Genomic DNA, 20,441 nt, shown 5'->3' with positions numbered 1-20,441 from the left:
CGTCCGCCCCGCCGGGGAGCCCACCCGGCGCGATTGGATCGCCGTGCTCTCGGCGATGCTCGGCGCCTTCATGGCGGTGCTGGACATCCAGATCACCAACTCCTCGCTGAAGGACATCCAGGGCGCGCTGGCCGCGACCCTGGAGGAAGGTTCGTGGATCTCCACCTCCTATCTGGTGGCCGAGATCATCATGATCCCGCTCACCGCCTGGCTGGTACAGCTGCTGTCGGCGCGGCGCCTGGCGGTGATGGTGTCGATCGGCTTCCTGTTCTCCTCGCTGCTGTGCTCCTTCGCCTGGAACCTGGAGAGCATGATCGTGTTCCGCGCCATGCAGGGTTTCACCGGCGGCGCGCTCATCCCCCTGGCCTTCACCCTGAGCCTGCTCAAGCTGCCGGAGCACCACCGGCCCAAGGGCATGGCGCTGTTCGCCATCACCGCCACCTTCGCGCCGTCCATCGGACCCACCCTGGGCGGCTGGCTGACCGAGAACTTCGGCTGGGAATACATCTTCTACATCAACATCCCGCCGGGGCTGCTGATGATCGCCGGGCTGCTCTACGGCCTGGAGAAGAAGCCACCGCACTGGGAACTGCTCAAGAGCACCGACTACGCCGGCATCGTCACCATGGCCATCGGCCTGGGCTGCCTGCAGGTGTTCCTCGAGGAAGGCCACCGCAAGGACTGGCTGGAGTCGAACCTGATCGTCGCCCTGGGCAGCATCGCCCTGGTCAGCCTGATCCTCTTCGTCATCCTGCAGACCTCGCGGCCCAACCCGCTGATCAACCTGGGCATCCTGCGCAACCGCAACTTCGGCCTGGCGAGCATCTCCAGCATCGGCCTGGGCATGGGGCTGTACGGTTCGATCTACGTGTTGCCGCTGTACCTGGCGCAGATCCAAGGCTACAACGCCATGCAGATCGGCGAGGTGATCATGTGGATGGGCGTGCCGCAGCTGTTCCTCATCCCGCTGATCCCCAAGCTGATGAAGATCATCGAGCCGCGCCTGCTGTGCGCCCTGGGCTTCGGCCTGTTCGGCCTGGCCAGCTTCAGCTCCGGGGTGCTCAACCCGGACTTCGCCGGTCCGCAGTTCAACCAGATCCAGCTGCTGCGCGCCCTCGGCCAGCCGATGGTGATGGTGACCATCTCGCTGATCGCCACCGCCTACCTGCAGCCGCAGGACGCCGGCTCCGCCTCCAGCCTGTTCAACATCCTGCGCAACCTCGGCGGCGCCATCGGCATCGCCCTGCTGGCGACGCTGCTGGATAGCCGCGCCAAGGTCTACTACGACTACCTGCGCGAAGCGGTGGTGCCGATGAATGGCGCGGTGGAAGAGCGCCTGGCCCAACTGGCCGCGCAACTGGGCAGCCAGCAGGCGGCGCTGGGCGAAGTGAGCGTGATCGTCCACCAGCAGGCGGCGATCATGGCCTACAACGATGCATTCCACGCCATCGGCATCGTCCTTGCCGTGAGCATGCTGGCCGCCCTGCTGACGCGCCCCCTGCCCGCGGGCCTGGGCGCCCAGGCTGGAGCCGGAGCCGGCGCTCACTGAGCCCCGCGGTGGAGGTCAGCCGACCTCCACCAGGCGTTCGCGCAGCTTGTGGATTTCGTCGCGCACCGCGGCGGCGGCTTCGAACTCCAGGTCCCGGGCCAGCTGGTACATCTTCTCTTCGAGCTGGCGGATGCGCTTGCCGATCTCGTTCGGCGAGCGCAGTTCGCCCTCGTAGCGCCCGCTCTCCTCCGCCACCTTGGCCACGCCGCGGCGCTTGCCCTTGGCGCCCGGCACGCTGGCGCCCTCGAGGATGTCCTTGATGTCCTTCTTCACGCCCTTGGGCACGATGCCGTGCTGCTCGTTGAAGGCGATCTGCTTGTTGCGCCGCCGCTCGGTCTCGTCCATGGCGCGCTGCATCGAGCCGGTGACGTTGTCGGCATAGAGGATCGCCTTGCCGTTGAGGTTGCGCGCGGCGCGGCCGATGGTCTGGATCAGCGAGCGCTCGGAACGCAGGAAGCCTTCCTTGTCGGCGTCGAGGATGGCCACCAGGGACACCTCGGGCATGTCCAGGCCCTCGCGCAGCAGGTTGATACCCACCAGCACGTCGAAGGCGCCGGTGCGCAGGTCGCGGATGATTTCCATGCGCTCGACGGTGTCGATGTCCGAGTGCAGGTAGCGCACGCGCACGTCGTGGTCGCCCAGGTAGTCGGTGAGGTCCTCAGCCATGCGCTTGGTCAGGGTGGTGACCAGCACGCGCTCCTCGCTGGCCACGCGCAGGCGGATTTCCGAGAGCAGGTCGTCGACCTGGGTGGAGGCCGGGCGCACTTCGATCTGCGGGTCGACCAGGCCGGTGGGCCGCACCACCTGCTCGATCACCCGCCCGGCATGCTGCTCTTCATAGGGGCCGGGGGTGGCGGAGACGAAGATGGTCTGCGGGCTGATCGCCTCCCACTCCTCGAAGCGCAGCGGCCGGTTGTCCAGCGCCGAGGGCAGGCGGAAGCCGTATTCCACCAGGGTTTCCTTGCGCGAACGGTCGCCCTTGTACATGGCGCCGACCTGGGGAACGCTGACGTGGGATTCGTCGATCACCAGCAGCGAGTTGGCCGGCAGGTAGTCGTAGAGGGTCGGCGGCGGCTCGCCGGGGCCGCGCCCGGAGAGGTAGCGCGAGTAGTTCTCGATGCCGTTGCAGTAGCCCAGTTCGAGGATCATCTCCAGGTCGAAGCGGGTACGCTGCTCCAGGCGCTGGGCCTCCACCAGCTTGTTGTTGGTGCGCAGGTAGTCCAGGCGCACCTTGAGTTCTTCCTTGATCTGCTCCACCGCCTGCATCAGGGTTTCCCGCGGCGTCACGTAGTGGCTCTTGGGATAGAAGGTGAAGCGCGGCAGCTTGCGGATCACCTCGCCGGTCAGCGGGTCGAAGGCGGAGATGCTCTCCACCTCGTCGTCGAACAGTTCGACACGGATGGCCTCCAGCTCGGATTCCGCCGGGAAGATGTCGATCACGTCGCCGCGCACGCGGAAGCTGGCGCGGGCGAAATCCATGTCGTTGCGGGTGTACTGCAGGCTGGTCAGGCGGCGCAGCAGCTCGCGCTGGTCCATGCGGTCGCCGCGGTCCAGGTGCAGGACCATCTTCAGGTAGGACGCCGGGTCGCCCAGGCCGTAGATCGACGACACGGTGCAGACGATGATGGCGTCCTCGCGCTCGAGCAGGGCCTTGGTCGCGGAGAGGCGCATCTGCTCGATGTGGTCGTTGATCGACGAGTCCTTCTCGATATAGGTGTCGGAGGACGGGACGTAGGCTTCGGGCTGGTAGTAGTCGTAGTAGGAGACGAAGTATTCCACCGCGTTGTGCGGGAAGAAGGTCTTGAACTCGCCGTAGAGCTGCGCGGCCAGGGTCTTGTTCGGCGCCAGGACCATGGTCGGGCGCTGCACCTGGGCGATGACGTTGGCGATGCTGAAGGTCTTGCCGGAGCCGGTCACCCCCAGCAGCGTCTGGTGCGAAAGGCCCGCTTCCAGGCCTTCGACCATCTGTCGGATCGCCTCGGGCTGGTCGCCCGCCGGCTTGAAGCGCGAATCCAGTTGGAATGTCGACATGGGAACCTCGCTGTGGGGTGTGACGCGGGCACGGCTGCGGCGTCAAACCAGGCGAAAGCATGCGCGATCAACTCGCCGCCTGCCATAGAGGCCTATATAATACCGGCCCGTCGACGCATCCCCCAGCGCCGTGCGCGGGGGGTTGCAATTGCATCTTCACTCCCGCCTTAGAGCTGCTGCCAAAATGAGTCTGTTCTCCGCTGTCGAAATGGCCCCCCGCGACCCCATCCTGGGCCTGAACGAAGCTTTCAACGCCGATACCCGCCCGGGCAAGATCAACCTGGGCGTTGGCGTGTACTACAACGAAGAGGGTCGCCTCCCGTTGCTGCGCGCGGTACAGGCCGCGGAGAAAGCCCGCATCGAAGCACACGCTCCGCGCGGCTACCTGCCGATCGAAGGCATCGCCGCCTATGACCAGGGCGTGCAGAAGCTGCTGTTCGGCGCCGACTCCGAGCTGCTGGCCGAAGGCCGCGTGGTCACCACCCAGGCCGTGGGCGGCACCGGCGCGCTGAAGACCGGCGCCGACTTCCTCAAGCGTCTGCTGCCCAACGCCACCGTGGCCATCAGCGATCCGAGCTGGGAAAACCACCGCGCGCTGTTCGAGGCCGCCGGCTTCCCGGTGCAGAACTACCGCTACTACGACGCCGCCAGCCACGGCGTGAACCGCGCCGGCCTGCTGGAAGACCTCAATGCCCTGCCCTCGCAGTCCATCGTGGTCCTGCACGCCTGCTGCCACAACCCGACCGGCGTCGACCTGAGCCTGGACGACTGGAAACAGGTGCTGGACGTGCTCAAGGCCAAGGGCCACGTGCCCTTCCTCGACATCGCCTACCAGGGCTTCGGCGACGGCATCGACGAAGACGCCGCCGCGGTGCGCCTGTTCGCCCAATCAGGCCTGAACTTCTTCGTTTCCAGCTCCTTCTCCAAGTCGTTCTCGCTGTACGGCGAGCGCGTCGGCGCGCTGTCGGTGGTCACCAACAGCCGCGAGGAATCCGCCCGCGTCCTGTCCCAGGTCAAGCGCGTGATCCGCACCAACTACTCCAACCCGCCGACCCACGGCGCCAGCGTCGTCTCCACCGTGCTCAACAGCCCGGAACTGCGCGCCCTGTGGGAAAAGGAGCTGGGCGAAATGCGCAGCCGCATCCGCAACATGCGCGTCGCCATGGTCGAGCAACTGGCCGCCCTGGGCGCCAAGCGCGACTTCGGCTTCGTCGCCCAGCAGCGCGGCATGTTTTCCTACTCCGGCCTGACCGCCGAGCAGGTGGAGCGCCTGAAGAACGAGTTCGGCATCTACGCCGTCGGCACCGGCCGCATCTGCGTCGCCGCGCTGAACAACGGCAACCTGGAAACCGTCACCCGCGCCATCGTCCAGGTGCTCTGAAAAAAATCGGGGAAGTCATCGGCAGAATGTTGACTTCCCCTTTTTAATCAGTAAGATACGCCCCGTTGTTCCGCGATAGCTCAGTCGGTAGAGCAAATGACTGTTAATCATTGGGTCCCTGGTTCGAGTCCAGGTCGCGGAGCCAAAATTCAAAAGCCCTCGGCACATGCCGGGGGCTTTTTCTTTGTGGGGGGCCTCCCCGGACCGTCGAGGAGCCCAACCCCCTTCAATAGCGTCCCAGGCCCAGCACGCCTACCCTCAACGAGCCATGGCTGAACGTCGGAACCAACCTAGGCAGCCCCGGCCAGCAGGCTCTCATAGGGGATATTCAAGCCATCATGCAGGCGCTTGATCATCGCCAGGCTGAGGCCACGCTTGCGATTCAGCACCTCCGAGACACGGCCGCTGCTGCCGATGAAAGGTTCCAGGTCGCGCGGCGTCAGCCCTCGCTGCTCCATGCTGAACTTGATGGCCTCGACGGGATCGGCCGGGCCTATCGGGTAGTGCTTGTTCTCATACGCCTCGATCAGCGTCACCAGCACTTCCATTTCGTCAGCCTCAGCCGTGCCCTCCTCCGCCTGGAAGATGGATTCCAGGCGCTGGAAAGCCGCGCGCAGGTCCTCGTCGTTTCGGATGGGCCTAATATTCATTCACCGTCTCCACGTCTATCTGGTCGTACCGGGCATGAGTGCCGATGAACTTCACCCAGGCGATGCCGCAGCGGTACTGCATCTCCACAACCAGGCGATACTTGTTGCCGCCGATGTTGAACACCACGCGGTTGTTGCCGCAGATGCTCGCGCTGCCGAATTGATTCTTCACGTCCTGCGGAGTCTTCCATTCAGCATTGATCGCCGCGTCGTACCAACTCTCCAAAGGGGCCTTGGTATCTTCCTGGCCAGGAATCCCCCAGAACTTCACCAGCGTGCTCTTTGCAATAACTCGCATCTGCCTCATTTCTCCCATATCGGGAGATTCTAGATCGAGAGCCGGCCATCTGCCAAGAGCGGCCTCTCCCGTCCCATCTCTCCCGCAGACATCAACCCCGAGCCCGCTGGTGCAGGCTCTCTGCTTGCCCTGAGAACAGCACTGGTTCGTCGCCTGGACGCCTCCAGCACCAGACACCCTCGGCCTGTCCTCCCAGGGTGATCGCCCCATGCCCACTGCTGGCCAGGGTCAAGCGTCATCCCGCCTGTGCAACGAAAAAGGCCGGCCCCCCGGACCGGCCTTTCCATCGCGGAGTGCCTCAGTCGAGACTGATCGCCTCCCGGTTGCTCTCCAGGATCGCCTTGCCGATGCCCTTCACTTCCAGCAACTGATCCAGGCTGGTGAAGGGGCCATTGGCTTGCCGATAGGCCACTATGGCTTCGGCCTTGGCCTTGCCGATCCCCTTGAGCCGCTTTTGCAGCGTCTCTGCGTCCGCCGTGTTGAGGCTGACCAGCCCTTCCTTCTCGTCGTGCATGGTGACCGTCGCCGGCGTCAGCTTCTCCGGCGCGGGAGCGGCGGCAGCCATGCCCGACAGGGAAAGGGAGGAAAGCACGACCAGCAGTAGCGCGAATGCCTTATGCATGAACAACTCCTTTTAGTCACTGGGTATGGCGAGCCAGAACGGGCTCGCCATTCACCTTTAGCGACAGGAGCGGGGCAAGGGGAAGAAGGGAAAATCACACTTTGAATGAATCAGGGGCTTCCTCGCCGATTGGACGAAGAGCCCCTCCTGCAACAAGGCAGTGTCCGACCGAGCACCGGTATCGGTCTGTCAGGGCTCCATACGGCGCTGCTGGTGGACCAGGTCGACGATGTCGCCATCCGGGCAGTAACCGTTGACCGTCTCGCGCAGCAGCATACGCACCTGGGCGTAGTCGCCCCGCTCCACCGCCTTCAGCAGCGAGACCAGCACCGTCTTGAACGCCTCCCAGGGCAGCATTTCCTCGTTCGCCTTCATGATCATCGGGTGCTCGGTGGCGCCTACCTCATCGCCGATCAGCAGCTCCTCGTAGAGTTTCTCGCCGGGACGCAAGCCACTGAACTCGATGGCGATGTCGCCGTGGGGCGAACTCTCCGAGCGCACGCTGAGCCCGGAAAGGTGGATCATCCGCTGGGCCAGCTCGAGGATTTTCACCGGCTGGCCCATGTCGAGCACGAAGACGTCGCCGCCGCGCCCCATGGAGCCCGCCTGGATCACCAGCTGCGCGGCCTCGGGAATGGTCATGAAGTAGCGGGTGATCGCCGGATGGGTGACGGTCACCGGGCCGCCACGCTTGATCTGCTCGCGGAACAGCGGGATGACCGAGCCGGACGAGCCCAGCACGTTGCCGAAACGCACCATGGTGAAGCGGGTCTTGTTCACATGGTGAACCCCGGTCTTGTCGCCGAAGAGCACCGGCGCGGGCTCCAGACTGAGTGCCTGGAGGATCATCTCGGCCAGGCGCTTGGTCCCGCCCATGACGTTGGTCGGTCGCACAGCCTTGTCGGTGGAGATCAGCACGAAGTTCTGCACGCCGGCCTGGATCGAGGCCTGGGCCGCATACAGCGTCCCCAGGACGTTGTTCAGCACCCCTTCGGAAATATTGTGCTCGACGATGGGCACATGCTTGTAGGCAGCCGCGTGGTAGACGGTGTTGATCTTCCAGCTGCCCAGCACCTCCAGCAGGCGCTCGGCGCTGCGCACCGAGCCCAGGATGGGCACGAGCTGCACCGGCAGGGATTGCCGCCGGACGCGCTGCTCCAGTTCCTGGTGGATGCGGTAGAGATTGAACTCGCAGTGCTCGAACAGCACCATCACCGTGGGCCCGCAAGGCAGGATCTGGCGGCACAGTTCCGAGCCGATGGAGCCGCCCGCCCCGGTGACCATCACCGCCTGGCCGCGGATGCAGTGCTCCAGCAGCTCCTTGCGCGGCGCCACCGGGTCGCGCCCCAGCAGGTCGGCGATGTCCACTTCCTGGATGTCATCCACCTTCACCCGGCCGTTGGCCAGGTCGATGATGCCGGGCACGCTGCGAACGTGCAGCGGATAGGGTTCGAGCAGACCGAGGATTTCGCGACGGCGCGCCCGCGAGGCGGAAGGAATCGCCAGGAGGATTTCCTGGGCCCCGGTCTCCTCGATCATCTGCTGGATATGCTTGGGCTTGAACACCCGCAGGCCGGCGATCACCCGGTTGGCGATCTCGTCGTCGTCGTCGATGAAGGCCACCGGCCGCATCACCCGCCCCATGCGCAGCGCGGCGACCAGTTGGTTACCCGCAGTGCCGGCGCCGTACACCGCGACCTTGATCAGGCCGTCATCCTGCTTGAGGAAGGGCACGACCTGGATCGCGCTGTACCAGTCGCCCATGAAGTACTGGCGCATGGCCAGGCGCAGCCCGCCGACCATCAGCAGGCTCAGCCACCAATAGTTGAGCACCAGGGAACGCGGCACCGCCTCGACGACCGAGCGGTTCCAGTAGACCACCAGCGAAAGCACCAGAGCCGAAATGGTCACCGCCTTCCAGATGGCGATCAGCGCATCGTTGCCCAGGTAGCGCATGACCGCCCGGTACATGCCGAAGCGGATGAACAGCGGTATCGCGATCAAGGGCGCGGCGATGAACAGCCAGGCATGCACACGGAAGGGATAGGTCAGGTCATCCGTGCCCAGGCGCACCACGAAAGAAAGCCACAGGGCCAGCCAGACCAGGAACACGTCCGTGACGACCTGCAGCATTCGCTTGTAACGTCGGGGCAACCTCAGCAGGCGCTCTCGCAGCATATCCTTTCATCCTTCCCAGTCCGGGAGCGCAGTCTCCCGTTACATTGACCACCATTTCCCATGGAGTTCACTTCGGTTGGCCGTTTTCAGGCCCACCGGCGCCCAGCGATGCCACGACCAGCACCAATGGAGCATAGGCAAGAAACAGACCGGCGACGCCGTCGATTCGGCCCAGCGCCACGAAAACGGCGATCGGCGACAGCCATATCAGATTGATCGCAGCCACCGACAAACTGATGGCGCGATGCCGGCCAAGACGCCGCGAAGCCCGCTGATAGGCATGGCTGCGGTGCGCTTCGTGAACCCGTTCGCCGCGCAGCAAGCGCCGCGCCAGGGTCCAGGTGGCATCGACCACGAAGGCGCCCAGCAGGATCAGCCACGACCAGAACAACTGCGGCGCCTGCCAGGCCGCCTGCAGCGAGAGCCCGCCCAGCATGATGCCGAGGAAGCCGCTGCCGGCATCGCCCATGAATATCCGCGCGGGCGGGTAGTTCCAGGCCAGGAACCCCGCGGTGGCCGCGGCGAGCAACAGCGGCAGCCAGGCGGCCGACCCCGCCCCCGCCAACCAGCAGCAGAGCGCCGCGCCGCCGCAGACGGTAATCGCCTCCAGGCTGGCGATGCCGTCGATGCCGTCCATGAAGTTGTAGAGGTTCAGCAGCCACACCAGGTAGAACAACGCCAGCAGCGAGCCGAATAGCCCCAGGTCCCAACGAGCGCCGGCGAACGACAGGGCCGGCAGCCCCCCCAGCATGTAGAGCAGGAAGGCCGCGCCGAGGAAATGACCGAGCAGGCGCCAGCGCGCCGGTACGTGGCGGTGGTCGTCGATGAATCCCACCAGGGCTATCCAGCCCCCCGACAGCAGCAGAGCAAGCATGGCGCGCGTATCGGTCAGGCCCATCTCCCAGGACAGCAGCAGCGCCAGCAGGAAGCTCAGGACTATCGCCACCCCGCCGCCCCTCGGCGTCGGCACACTGTGGGAGCTGCGCTCGTTGGGCACGTCCATCACGCTGCGCGCCAGAGCGTAGTGGCGAACCCCGGCGGTACCGGCCCAGGCCAGCATCAGTGCAAGAAACAGCAGCAGGAAGGTCATGCGCAGGTCTCCCGGTACCAGCGCGCCGTCGTCGCGAGCGCCTGGTCGATGCTCACCGGCGGCTGCCAGCCCAGCAGCTCGCGGGTCTTGCCGATATCGACCTGCAACGAACCCAGCACGCGCTGCGCCTGGGCCCCTCGCCCGAACAGCACGGCCAGCCCCTGCAGCAGGGCCACCGGCACCGGCAGCAGTCGCGGGCGTACGCCGAGCGCCACGGCCAGGCGACGGCACAGCTCGGCGCTGGAAAGATCGTGATCATCGCTGACCAGGAAGACCTGGTTGGCGGCACGCTCGTGCTCCAGGCAGACGCGCAGCAGGTCGACGAGGTTGTCCCTGGCCACCAGGCTCCGCCGGTTGCGCACCCGAGCGAACGGCAGGGGCAACTGCCGCTGCACCACGCGCATCAGGCTGGCGAAGTTGGCCCCCACGCCCGGGCCGTAGATGAGCGGAGGGCGGATGACCACCCACTCCATCGCGCACTCTTCGGCCAGGCGCGACAACGCCCTTTCCGCCTCCAGCTTCGACTGGCCGTAGGGATCGGCCGGCGCCGGCGCATCCTCGGCGCGGAATGGCCGGCCGGGCGGCGTCGACTCGCCGTTGACCTTGATCGAACTGATGAAGATGAAACGCCGCACCCCTGCGGCTGCGGCCTGGCGCGCCAGGTTGAGGGTGCCCTCGACGTTGACCGCACGGAACTCGGCCAGGGGATCGCCCGCGGTTTCGCGCATGACATGCACCCGGGCCGCGGCATGGACCACGACGTCCACGCCAGCCAGTGCAGAGGTCCAGTCCTGGGTTGCGTTCAAGCCATCGATGGAATGGACCTCCACGCCGGGAAATTCGCCAGGCAGACGGGAACGCACCGCCACCGCCAGGCGCAGTCCCGGTATCGCGGCAAAGGTTTCGAGAATGCCCCGCCCGACAAAACCGGTGGCACCGGTCAGAAGTACTTTCAACACCACTCCTAGAGATTCAAGGCGCCAGGGCACCATCCATGATTCCGGGCATCGGCATCACTGCTGGGGAGCAGCGATCGGCCTGAGCGTATTCCACCCGTGGCAGCCCGGACATTGCCAGTGCAGTTCGCGCCCGGCGAAACCGCAATTGCCGCAGCGATAGTGCGGCATCGATCGATACAGGCCGAGGATGATCGGCTGCATGTGGGTGAACAGTTCCTGGTCCGCCCTTCCGCCACCCAGCGTACCGAGCATGTCCAGCAGCCCTCGCCAGGACGGCTGCTGCTGGACCTTGGCCAGCAAGCGGCCACGCCAGCCCTGCCCATCCGCATCGAGCTGGGCCAGGATCGCCAGCAGCGCCGGCGATGCATCCGGCACCTCGGCAAGACGGCGCAGGCAGGCGAGGATTTCCGGCTCGGCACAACACTCGCGGCGCCGCAGCATGGGCAGCAGTTCGCCGAGAAAGCCGGCATCGGCCGCGCAGAGCTCGGTGATGGAGGCGTCGGCAGCCTGGAAGTTGCGCTGCCACAGCTCGCAATCCAGGCGCATCAGCAAGGCGCGCACGCATTGGGGGTCGACCCGCCGGGCTTCCTTGAGAAGCTCGCGGGCACCGTCGCGGTCACCCGCGCGAATGCGCTCCTGAGCCTGCTCGCAATAATAGTTGGCCAACACCGTCTTCAGCTGAGGGCGCCGCCCCACCAGGCGTGCAGCGAGCGCCACGGCACGCGCCCAATCCTTCTCGCGCTCGGCGATGCGACGCAACTCGTCCAGCGCTTCCAGCGAGATGGCCTGGCCATCGCGCTGCATCAGTTCATCCAGCAGTTGCTCGGCGCTGCCAAGCAACCCGCCGGCGATGTAATCACGGGCGAGTTCGAGACTGATCTGCGCGGACAGCTCGGGGTTGGCCGATGCCTTGTCCAACAGTTCCTGGTGGATCTGGATGGCCTTCTCGATATCCCCGCGGCGGCGGAACAGGTTGCCGACATGAACGTGGCTTTCGAGTGTTTCCTCGTTCAGCGAAAGCCCCTGGGAAAGGCGCTCCAGCGCGTCGTCGGAATGCCGGTCGAGCAAGTTGTGCATGTTGCGCACCCGCTCGCGCAACACCTCGTCAGCCGAAGCCGGCCAAGAGCCCGGGCGCAACGAGCGACGCCCCAGCCACCAACCGACGGCCAGGGCCAAAACGAACAGCAGCATTGCTACAACGCTGGACATCCCGGTGTCACTGGGTCTTCAGCGACTGGTCGCGCAGGGCCTGGTTTTCCTTGCGGAAGCGCGACACTTCGGAACGCAGCCCCGAGAGATGCAGGCGCGTGCGCGCCCGGAACGGAATGCTCAGCAGCAGGCCGATGACACCACCCAGGACAAAGGACAGGGTAATGAAGACCACCAGCGGCCACTCCGGCGTCTGCCAGCCCAGGAAGGCCAGTTGAACCTTCTGCAGGTTCTCCAGGACGAAGACGACCACTACTGCGCAGAGCAGGATGGCAGCCAGGAAGGCCAGAAAGCGTTTGAGCCGAAGCATGAAAAATCCTCGATCGTTCTCTAGCCGGCTACACGGGCTCGTTCACCCGATCGCGCAATTCCTTGCCCGGCTTGAAGTGCGGAACGAATTTACCATCCAGACGCACCGATTCGCCGGTCTTCGGATTCCGGCCGACGCGCGGTGCGCGGTAATGCAGAGAGAAACTGCCGAACCCACGGATCTCGATGCGATCGCCGGTAGCCAGAGCCTGGGACATCTGCTCAAGCATCGTCTTGATCGCCAGCTCCACATCCTTTGCGGAAAGCTGCCCCTGATGGGTGACGATTCTCTCGATCAACTCCGACTTGGTCATGGTTTTCCCTTCTTTTTCAAGCGGCTAGATCAGCTCTAGGTTCTTTTAGCACGCAGCTCAAGCTTTGAACAGCCTAAAGAAGGGAAAACGAAAAAGGGCGACCGAGGTCGCCCTTTTTCTTAGAGGAATCAGGACTTAGCCCTGATTCTCCATTTGCGCACGAATCAGATCACCAATGGTGGTCGGACCGGTGTTTTCTACTTCTTGCTTGCTACGCAGCTCTTTCATCGCATCCTTCTCGTCATCGACGTCCTTGGACTTGATGGAGAGGCTGATGACGCGGCTCTTGCGGTCGATGCTGATGATCTTGGCTTCGACTTCTTCGCCTTCCTTCAGCACGTTGCGGGCGTCTTCGACGCGGTCGCGGCTGATTTCGGAAGCCTTCAGAACGCCTTCGATCTCGTCGCCCAGGCTGATGACGGCGCCTTTGGCGTCAACTTCCTTGACGATGCCGCGAACGATGCTGCCCTTCTCGTGCTGGCCGGCGTAGCTGGAGAACGGATCGTCTTCCAGTTGCTTGATGCCCAGGGAGATGCGCTCGCGCTCCGGATCGACGGAGAGGATGACGGTTTCCAGCTCGTCGCCCTTCTTGAAGCGACGCACGGCTTCTTCACCGGCTTCGTTCCAGGAGATGTCGGACAGGTGAACCAGGCCGTCGATGCCGCCTTCCAGACCGATGAAGATACCGAAGTCGGTGATCGACTTGATGGTGCCGGAGATCTTGTCGCCCTTGTTGAAGCGGCCAGAGAAGTCTTCCCACGGGTTGGATTTGCACTGCTTGATGCCCAGGGAGATACGACGACGCTCTTCGTCGATGTCCAGAACCTGAACTTCCACTTCGTCGCCAACCTGAACGACTTTCGACGGGTGGATGTTCTTGTTGGTCCAGTCCATTTCGGAGACGTGTACCAGGCCTTCCACGCCCTCTTCCAGCTCGGCGAAGCAGCCGTAGTCGGTGAGGTTGGTGACGCGGGCCATGACGCGGGTGCCTTCCGGGTAACGAGCCTTGATGGCAACCCACGGGTCTTCGCCCAGTTGCTTCAGACCCAGGGATACGCGGTTGCGCTCGCGGTCGAACTTCAGAACCTTGACATCGATCTCGTCGCCGACGTTGACGATTTCCGACGGGTGCTTGATGCGCTTCCAAGCCATGTCGGTGATGTGCAGCAGGCCGTCTACGCCGCCCAGGTCCACGAATGCGCCGTAGTCGGTGAGGTTCTTGACGATACCCTTGACTTGCTGGCCTTCCTGCAGGGATTCCAGCAGGGCTTCGCGCTCGGCGCTGTTCTCGGCTTCCAGGACGCTACGACGGGAAACGACAACGTTGTTGCGCTTCTGGTCCAGCTTGATGACCTTGAACTCGAGCTCTTTGCCTTCCAGGTGAGTGGTATCACGCACCGGACGGACATCGACCAGGGAACCCGGCAGGAACGCGCGGATGCCGCTGACGTCGACGGTGAAGCCGCCCTTGACCTTGCCGTTGATTACGCCCTTGACCACTTCATCAGCGTTGAAGGCAGCTTCCAGAACCAGCCAGGATTCGGCACGCTTGGCTTTCTCGCGGGACAGCTTGGTTTCACCGAAGCCATCTTCAACCGCGTCCAGCGCAACGTGGACTTCGTCACCCACCTTGATGGTCAGCTCGCCCTGTTCGTTGTAGAACTGCTCGACCGGGATGACGCCCTCGGACTTCAGGCCGGCATGCACGGTGACCCAGTCACCGTCGATGTCGACCACGATGCCGGTGATGATGGCACCCGGCTGCATGTCGAGGGATTTCAGACTTTCTTCAAAGAGTTCTGCGAAGCTTTCGCTCATGTTTATACCTGTAGTCAAAGGCCTGTAGGCCCGGCTCCGCGCCACCAGCGAACGCGGTCAAGTGATGAAAAAGAAGCCAGCAGGATCGAGACTGGTATCCTGCCGGCCCCTGGCCGCGCCCGACCGAAGCCGGGCACTCCACATTCAATTTTTACGGGTTGCTCCGCCAACTATGGACGAAAGCCTCCCAATACAAGGTCTGGAATGTTAGCAACCGCTGTCACAGGCGTCAATCGAACAGCATGCGCCGATGGCGCTCGAACAGGCGTCGCGCCCAACGCAGAGGCGCTGTGACGCGCCAGGAAGAACTGCCGTACAGCGCCTGCAACTCCCGATGGACGGCCATGTTTTCCTGTCTCGCCATCTCAACTTGTTGTCGCGCCGAAGCGGCCTGGCGGTATGCCTCGGAAAGCTCGTCGGTCGTCGACGCCAAGCGGCCTTCCAATAGCTGGGCATGGCCTTGCCATTCATCCAGTTGCTGTCTGAACCAGCCCTGTTCCTTGAGGCGTAACGACTCACCAGTCTGCACGGTGGACTCCAGGCTGGCTATCCACCCGACCAATTCGGCCTCGCGCGCGACGAAATAACTCTTTTCCCGCCGGAGATACTCTCCTCCTTCCCACATCTCGACATCCTGCTTCCCGCAATGGCGCATCAAAGGCCAGAGTCCGGAGAAGTCACGTTCCACAGCCTGCAACAGAGACTCGAACCGTCCGTCGCCAGGCCGGACTTCATCCCGCGCCAGCCTGTCCAGCAGGTCATGCAAGCCAAGCAGCGCCGGAAAGCCCCCCTCATGGACACGCAGGGCTGCCTCATCGAACTGGCTATGGCGCAACTCATCAGCGAGTATCCGCTCGCTGAACCTGGCATAGGCCTGCTCGTCAAAACCCAGCCCCAGCCGCTCCGCTATCCGCAGCAGAGCATCACGCGGCCTGTCCATGAAGCCGTCGTAATCGACAACCAGCATGCGCCGGGAACAGGCAAAGCGCAGGGCCCGATAGCTGTGCTCGTACCAGAGCAGCAGACTCTTGATCACCGGAAAGGCATCCCGTCGCGATAACGACGCGGCCACACTGAGTGGGTTACGCAGAGGCAGAACGAATGCGGTCTCCACACCAAGCTCCTCCAGTACCGGCAACCACACATCCATCAGGCGTGACATGCGTGGATCCTTGATACCGAACCGGGCATGGCTGCCCAGACGGGCTTCCAGCAGTTCAGCGAGTTCCTGCCGTACGCAAGGGTACTCCGACGCGTCCAGCAGGCACTCCACGTCAAAGCCAAGCGAAGAGGACAGGCTGCCCGCCAGAGCATGTAAGCGCTCGTTCAATTCGACGACATCCCGGTCCTCCCAGAAGCCCTTGGGGTTATCGTCCCTGGGGCCCAGCAGGAAGTCGCCGAACTCCACCCCCAGGCACTCCAACGCCGCAGACAGGACACTGGTCCCTGAGCGATGCATGCCCAGAACGACGATGACACGCTTTTTCATTCGATACTTCCCCATTTCCGCCGTCCTCTCTCGCGCAACCAGGCCGAACCATGAACGCCGACGTACAGCGATACCTTGACGAACAGAACCAGCAGGCGCCGGAAGCGGGAATGGCCCCAACCTCCCCAGCGCTCCAGCAGGCGCCGGCAGCGCCACTGCCAATACAGGCGAGCGACCGCCTCGTTGCGCTGCTTTACAGGCTGAGAGACGGGCAGCGGCACAGGCAGGCGGACAACCTCTTCCAGCAAACCGAGCAATCGCTGGCTGAAAGTCGCCGAATCGAATTTCCGGAGAATGCGTTCCCGGGCGCGGGCCCCCATGCCACGCAGCAGCACCGGATCCTTCAGCAAGCGGCTCAAGGCCGAGGCGTAGTCGCTGGCCGGATCCCTGCTCTCCGGTTCGACCAGATAGCCACAGGTATCGTCCACCAACTCAGCCTGCCCCCCCACATTCGATGCCACCACGGGCAGCGCACAGGCCATGGCCTCGTACAGCACCAAGGCTATGCCCTCCGCCTCCGATGGCAAGAAGAACAGGTCCGCGGCCTGCAAGGCTCGTCGGAAGGCTTCCTCATCGAGCCACCCCAGCAAGCGGACCCGTTCGTCCAAGCGCACGCGCTGCAGGTCGCGTCGCAAGTCTCCAGCCAATTCCCCATCGCCAATGACCAAGGCGATGAAGTCCTGATGGGTGTCGGCCAACTTACGCAGACTTGTGACGAACAGGTCCGGTCGTTTCTGCCGGCAAAGCCGACCGGCATAGACGATCACTGGCGTCTGCTGGCCTATTCCCAGTGCCTGACGGAACTGCCACCTGATGTCCGCATCGGGGCGCCAGCGCTGCACATCGGCGAACCAGTGCAGCACCTCGACGCGATGCGCAGCGATGCCGTGCGCCAGTAGCCACTGTCGAAGGTGTCGCGAAACCACCCAGTGCTGAACCACGTCGGCATCGTGGCGCACCGCCAGCCTCGGGTATCCGCCGCCGCCCCACCCCTCTTCCATATGGTTCAGGTCGATCACTGGCAACTTCGGGCAATGCATACGCAATGCCTGGAGCAGGTCGTAGGCGACGCGACAGTTGGACAGCAGCACCAGACCCGGCTTGCGGCTGTCGAGCAGGCAGAGGAGGAACTCCTCTATGGACTCGGCAGCGATAAAGCGCGGCAACACCATCACATCGTCACTCAGTTCGCGGAAGCGCGGCGCCCAGGCATGGGCAGCTTCCAGCGTGGCGATGACAGTCAGCGTCCAGCCTTGCCCGACCAGGCAGCGGGCGATATCGAGGTTACAACGGTCGGCGCCCCCCGGTTCCAACCAGGGCAACAGCATCAGCAAACACCGGTCGCCATTGTTAGCGATTATCGACGGGGGTCCGGCGACGGCCGCTCCGCGCGCCCAGTGCGCGTGCCGCGACGGCGGGTTGCGGAGGGCGAACAGGCGAGCATCTGCTCCGGGATGCCCGGCATAGGCAGCGAACGCCGCGCCAGGATGACTTCGCAGGAACCACCAGAGCTGTTCGAAGGCCCGAGGAAAGAGCCAGGGCATAGCGGGTTCATCCAGGTCCATCCAGGCCACGCAGGCGGAGCTATCGGTCCAGAGCCGTATTTCCTCATCGCCCGTCACGAAGCTGATGCGCTCATCCTGCATCAGGTCAGAAGGCAACTGTACGCCACGAACCAGCCAGCGCCAGGCAGTAAGCGACTGCCCATGGAGCAGTTCCGCCATGCGTTCCAGAGTGGACTCGCTGCACGGTGTGCGGGTGACGATCACCAATAGTGGATCGCACCTCCCCGATACGGCCACGCCATCGCTCATGACACCGGCTCCGGCAGTACCGCGGCGATGCTGCGAGTTCTATGGAAATTCTCGACGAAGGCAGGCCATTGGCAGGGCTCCAGCAGAGCGGGCAGGCGATAGATGATTTCCGCCTGCCGCTGCAGCCAAAGCGGCAGCGGAGCTTCATGTTCGACGATCAGTTGCAGCGATGCTGCTCCCTGTTGCAGGCCCGCTCTGCAACGCTCGGCGTCGTCGGGGCGACGCAGATGGACCAGGGTCACGGCCGGGAAAGCGTGGTATTGCCCAGGGCGGGCAAGATTGCGCAATGGGTCGAAGACGACTCGCTTGCGGTAGCCATCGACCAGCCGACGGCGCCTGTCGGAAGCCTCGAAAAAGGCCGGATGCGCCTGGCGCAATGCACGATAGGCGCGCAACGCCCGACGGTTGATCCAGGCGAGACGGCTACCCGCATGTCGGCGGTAGAAGAACAGCGGCTCGGCGATAACCCGGCCACGAACACCCGCACAGGCAAGGCGCACCCAGTAGTCCCAATCCTCATGCTGGTTGCGCTCTAGAGTGAAGCCCCCCACCGCGAGCCAGTCCTCGCGATGGAAGACCGCAGAGACCCCGAGATGATTGACGTAACGAAGCAGTTCGGGGTCCAGATCGAGCGTTCTGGCCAGGCGCTCTTCCTCACCGAACAGTTGCATCCAACTGTGCGCCACACGGGTTCCAGCATCCGCCTCCAGCAGGATGACGCACTTTTCCAGGTAATCGGGCGCCAGCCAGTCATCGGCGTCCAGGCAGCACACATAGCGCCCCCTGGCTTTCGCCGCACCGGCGTTGCGCGCAGCCCCGGGTCCGGCATTGTCTTGCCGGAGCAGCGTCAGGGTCGTCCAGCGCTGCAAGCGGGCCAGCAGACGGAGCGTCCTCCGCTCGTCGGAACCGTCATCGACGATGATCACTTCGATATCCTGCAGCGTCTGCCCTTTCACGCTGCGCAACGCCTGGAGCAGGTAAGCGCCATAGTTGAAGCAAGGAATTACCACGCTGAGCAGCGGCTGCTGCGGGTTCCAGGGCTGCGCCTGGCAGGCCTCGCGCGTGAGCTCCTCGTTTCGACGATGCCGCCCAAGGAGCGAGCGGAGGATCTGTCGGCCTGGGTCCCCTGCCAGGCGAGCCAACAACGGCCCCAGGAGGAAAACCGAATAGTCGGCGGCATGACGCAACCGCCGAACGAACATACTTGCGACCATGCGTTCAAACCGTAGCGGCGGTGGTGGCGGGCACAGGCAGGTAGCCCGGCAGTGCGGCTACCCCACGCTCGAACGCTGCCCAGCTGTGGCGGTCACGAATGCGTGCCTGGGCGTTTTCCACCCTGCCGGCGGCTTCGACAGAATCCCCCAGCGCCGCCCGTATGGCTTCGACATACGCCAGGGCACCCGCCCCCGGCTGCAGCGGATAACCACTGCGCTCGTCCAGCAGTTCGGAGATTCCCCCCACCGTCTCGGCGACGATCGGCAAGCCGGCTGCGCTTGCCTCCAGCAGGACGTTCGGCAAACCGTCATATAGAGAGGTATAGAGGAACAGGTCGTACGACCCACCACTGGCCAGTTCGGCAAAGCTATCGAATCGACCGCCCATGTAGAGGTTCGGCAACGTTGCCAGGCCATGGAGTACCTTTGCGGAACAACTGAGGTCAGCCTCGCCATAGACCTCGAACGACACATCGGGCATGGCCTTGGCTATTTCCAGAAGCATTTCGGGACGCTTCTGCAAAACGATGCGGCTGGCCCACAGTACGCGCCGCCCGCCCGTTACCACGGGATCCCGCATCTCCGGCAGGACACAGGGAAAATACAAGGTATGCATCCGCTCGGCGGGCAGGCCGTCGCGTCGATGGATTTCCTCGAGGAAGGTCCGGTTGTCCGACAGAATGCCGCTCAGGGCGCTCCAGGCCCTGGGCAGATAGTCCGTGGAATAGCTGCACCGGACCCCATAGCGGTCGCGGTCGTCGCAATAGACGCTGGCGAATATTCGCTTGCCGAGCGCTACCAGCGGCTTGCCGAAACGCTCGACGACCTGCCAACCGAGCTCCGAGTTGATCAGATGGATAGTGCGGGCCGGGGTCTGGAGCAACAGGCGCAACAAGATCAGACGTCGATCCTCGTCACCGGCACGGCGGGCCAGTTGACCGAACTCGATCACCCTGGCCTGTTCCGGTATGAGCCTGACCCAGGGAGACGATACGTCGCGGGTAAGCACCACAACCACCCGCAGCCCACGCTGCGTGCACAGGCGGACGTGGTGCAACAGGCCAAGGTCCGCACCGCCACGCATGAGGTGGGGAGCCAGAAAGACGATCTGCGGCGCCCAGGCAACGAGATCGTCGAACATTTCCCGATACAGCATGGCCGGATAGGGATCGACTGGTGGTTGCCAATGCCGGTACCCCGCCAACAGTTCAGCACGGGGATACAGTGCCGGTTCAATCGACGACAGCGCCTGCATCTCGTCGACGATCCAGTCCGGTAGCACGTTACTGTTCTGCGCCGTCGACATCTCGGTGGGCATGACCAGGTAACGATGCTTTAACCTATCGCCCAGGCGAACGATCCGCTGCAACTGACGCTCGCTGATGCGCCCCCGAAGCAAGGACATGCATTGGTGATAGCTCCTGCGCGCACAACGCAGGAGCAGGGATTTGAACCTCGCCTTCACACTCATTGCCACCTCGTAGCGCCAGACCACATAAGCGCTTGCCACCCTATC

Annotated in this window: 17 protein-coding genes and 1 tRNA gene; 3 read left to right on the top strand and 15 right to left on the bottom strand. The window is 64.0% G+C overall.

The features are described from left to right. Positions 1 to 43 precede the first annotated feature (43 nt). Positions 44 to 1,549, top strand: coding sequence for an MDR family MFS transporter (locus RN02_RS05600; protein ID WP_152623728.1), 1,506 nt, complete (start codon positions 44 to 46; stop codon positions 1,547 to 1,549). A 15-nt stretch (positions 1,550 to 1,564) separates the two neighbouring features. Here the strand turns inward: RN02_RS05600 and uvrB are convergent, their stop codons facing one another. Then, positions 1,565 to 3,580, bottom strand: coding sequence for an excinuclease ABC subunit UvrB (gene uvrB, locus RN02_RS05595; protein WP_009621030.1), 2,016 nt, complete (start codon positions 3,578 to 3,580; stop codon positions 1,565 to 1,567). A 184-nt stretch (positions 3,581 to 3,764) separates the two neighbouring features. Here uvrB and RN02_RS05590 point away from each other — a divergent pair, with 184 nt between their 5' ends. Next, positions 3,765 to 4,961: an amino acid aminotransferase gene (locus RN02_RS05590; RefSeq protein ID WP_043313518.1), complete on the top strand. Its 1,197-nt coding sequence runs from the start codon at positions 3,765 to 3,767 to the stop codon at positions 4,959 to 4,961. A 69-nt stretch (positions 4,962 to 5,030) separates the two neighbouring features. Further along, positions 5,031 to 5,106 (top strand) — tRNA-Asn (locus RN02_RS05585). 145 nt (positions 5,107 to 5,251) lie between these two features. Here the strand turns inward: RN02_RS05585 and RN02_RS05580 are convergent. From RN02_RS05580 to RN02_RS05515, 14 genes are all read right to left on the bottom strand, one after another. Continuing rightward, on the bottom strand, positions 5,252 to 5,611 hold the full coding sequence (locus tag RN02_RS05580; protein ID WP_009621028.1) for a helix-turn-helix domain-containing protein: 360 nt from the start codon (positions 5,609 to 5,611) through the stop codon (positions 5,252 to 5,254). Continuing rightward, positions 5,601 to 5,909: a type II toxin-antitoxin system HigB family toxin gene (locus RN02_RS05575; protein WP_043313611.1), complete on the bottom strand. Its 309-nt coding sequence runs from the start codon at positions 5,907 to 5,909 to the stop codon at positions 5,601 to 5,603. The genes RN02_RS05580 and RN02_RS05575 overlap by 11 nt, the downstream gene beginning before the upstream one ends. Positions 5,910 to 6,207: 298 nt before the next feature. Further along, positions 6,208 to 6,531, bottom strand: a complete 324-nt coding sequence (locus RN02_RS05570) for a ComEA family DNA-binding protein (protein ID WP_043313517.1) — start codon at positions 6,529 to 6,531, stop codon at positions 6,208 to 6,210. 189 nt (positions 6,532 to 6,720) lie between these two features. After that, positions 6,721 to 8,709: a polysaccharide biosynthesis protein gene (locus RN02_RS05565; protein ID WP_009621021.1), complete on the bottom strand. Its 1,989-nt coding sequence runs from the start codon at positions 8,707 to 8,709 to the stop codon at positions 6,721 to 6,723. Between the two features lie 67 nt (positions 8,710 to 8,776). Then, positions 8,777 to 9,799: an MraY family glycosyltransferase gene (locus RN02_RS05560; protein WP_043313515.1), complete on the bottom strand. Its 1,023-nt coding sequence runs from the start codon at positions 9,797 to 9,799 to the stop codon at positions 8,777 to 8,779. Next, a complete protein-coding gene (locus tag RN02_RS05555) occupies positions 9,796 to 10,755 on the bottom strand; it encodes a UDP-glucose 4-epimerase family protein (RefSeq protein WP_043267510.1) in 960 nt (319 codons plus the stop codon). Before RN02_RS05555 ends, RN02_RS05560 begins: the two co-directional genes overlap by 4 nt. 57 nt (positions 10,756 to 10,812) lie before the next feature. Beyond that, positions 10,813 to 11,949: a tetratricopeptide repeat protein gene (locus RN02_RS05550; protein ID WP_236695159.1), complete on the bottom strand. Its 1,137-nt coding sequence runs from the start codon at positions 11,947 to 11,949 to the stop codon at positions 10,813 to 10,815. A 25-nt stretch (positions 11,950 to 11,974) separates the two neighbouring features. Continuing rightward, complete coding sequence (locus tag RN02_RS05545; protein WP_043267514.1) at positions 11,975 to 12,277, bottom strand: LapA family protein; 303 nt, start codon at positions 12,275 to 12,277, stop codon at positions 11,975 to 11,977. Between the two features lie 28 nt (positions 12,278 to 12,305). Next, a complete protein-coding gene (gene ihfB / locus RN02_RS05540) occupies positions 12,306 to 12,590 on the bottom strand; it encodes an integration host factor subunit beta (protein ID WP_009621012.1) in 285 nt (94 codons plus the stop codon). A gap of 135 nt (positions 12,591 to 12,725) precedes the next feature. After that, positions 12,726 to 14,408 carry a 30S ribosomal protein S1 gene (gene rpsA, locus RN02_RS05535; RefSeq protein WP_043267558.1) on the bottom strand — a complete coding sequence of 561 codons (1,683 nt, stop codon included), beginning with the start codon at positions 14,406 to 14,408 and terminating at the stop codon, positions 12,726 to 12,728. Between the two features lie 229 nt (positions 14,409 to 14,637). Continuing rightward, positions 14,638 to 15,897: a sulfotransferase gene (locus RN02_RS05530; RefSeq protein ID WP_043313511.1), complete on the bottom strand. Its 1,260-nt coding sequence runs from the start codon at positions 15,895 to 15,897 to the stop codon at positions 14,638 to 14,640. After that, positions 15,894 to 17,711 carry a glycosyltransferase family 4 protein gene (locus RN02_RS05525; RefSeq protein WP_052267650.1) on the bottom strand — a complete coding sequence of 606 codons (1,818 nt, stop codon included), beginning with the start codon at positions 17,709 to 17,711 and terminating at the stop codon, positions 15,894 to 15,896. Before RN02_RS05525 ends, RN02_RS05530 begins: the two co-directional genes overlap by 4 nt. Beyond that, positions 17,708 to 18,925 (bottom strand): glycosyltransferase family 2 protein, encoded by a 1,218-nt coding sequence (locus RN02_RS05520; RefSeq protein WP_177331044.1) that lies wholly within the window; start codon positions 18,923 to 18,925, stop codon positions 17,708 to 17,710. Before RN02_RS05520 ends, RN02_RS05525 begins: the two co-directional genes overlap by 4 nt. Positions 18,926 to 18,929: 4 nt before the next feature. Continuing rightward, on the bottom strand, positions 18,930 to 20,396 hold the full coding sequence (locus RN02_RS05515) for a glycosyltransferase family 4 protein (RefSeq protein ID WP_082033720.1): 1,467 nt from the start codon (positions 20,394 to 20,396) through the stop codon (positions 18,930 to 18,932). Positions 20,397 to 20,441: the final 45 nt, after the last annotated feature.

The sequence above is a fragment of the Pseudomonas sp. PI1 genome, from assembly GCF_000812405.1.
GTDB classification, from domain to species: Bacteria; Pseudomonadota; Gammaproteobacteria; order Pseudomonadales; family Pseudomonadaceae; genus Pseudomonas; species Pseudomonas citronellolis.
Note: the sequence above shows the minus strand (reverse complement) of the source record. Positions and strands in the feature narration are given on the sequence as shown.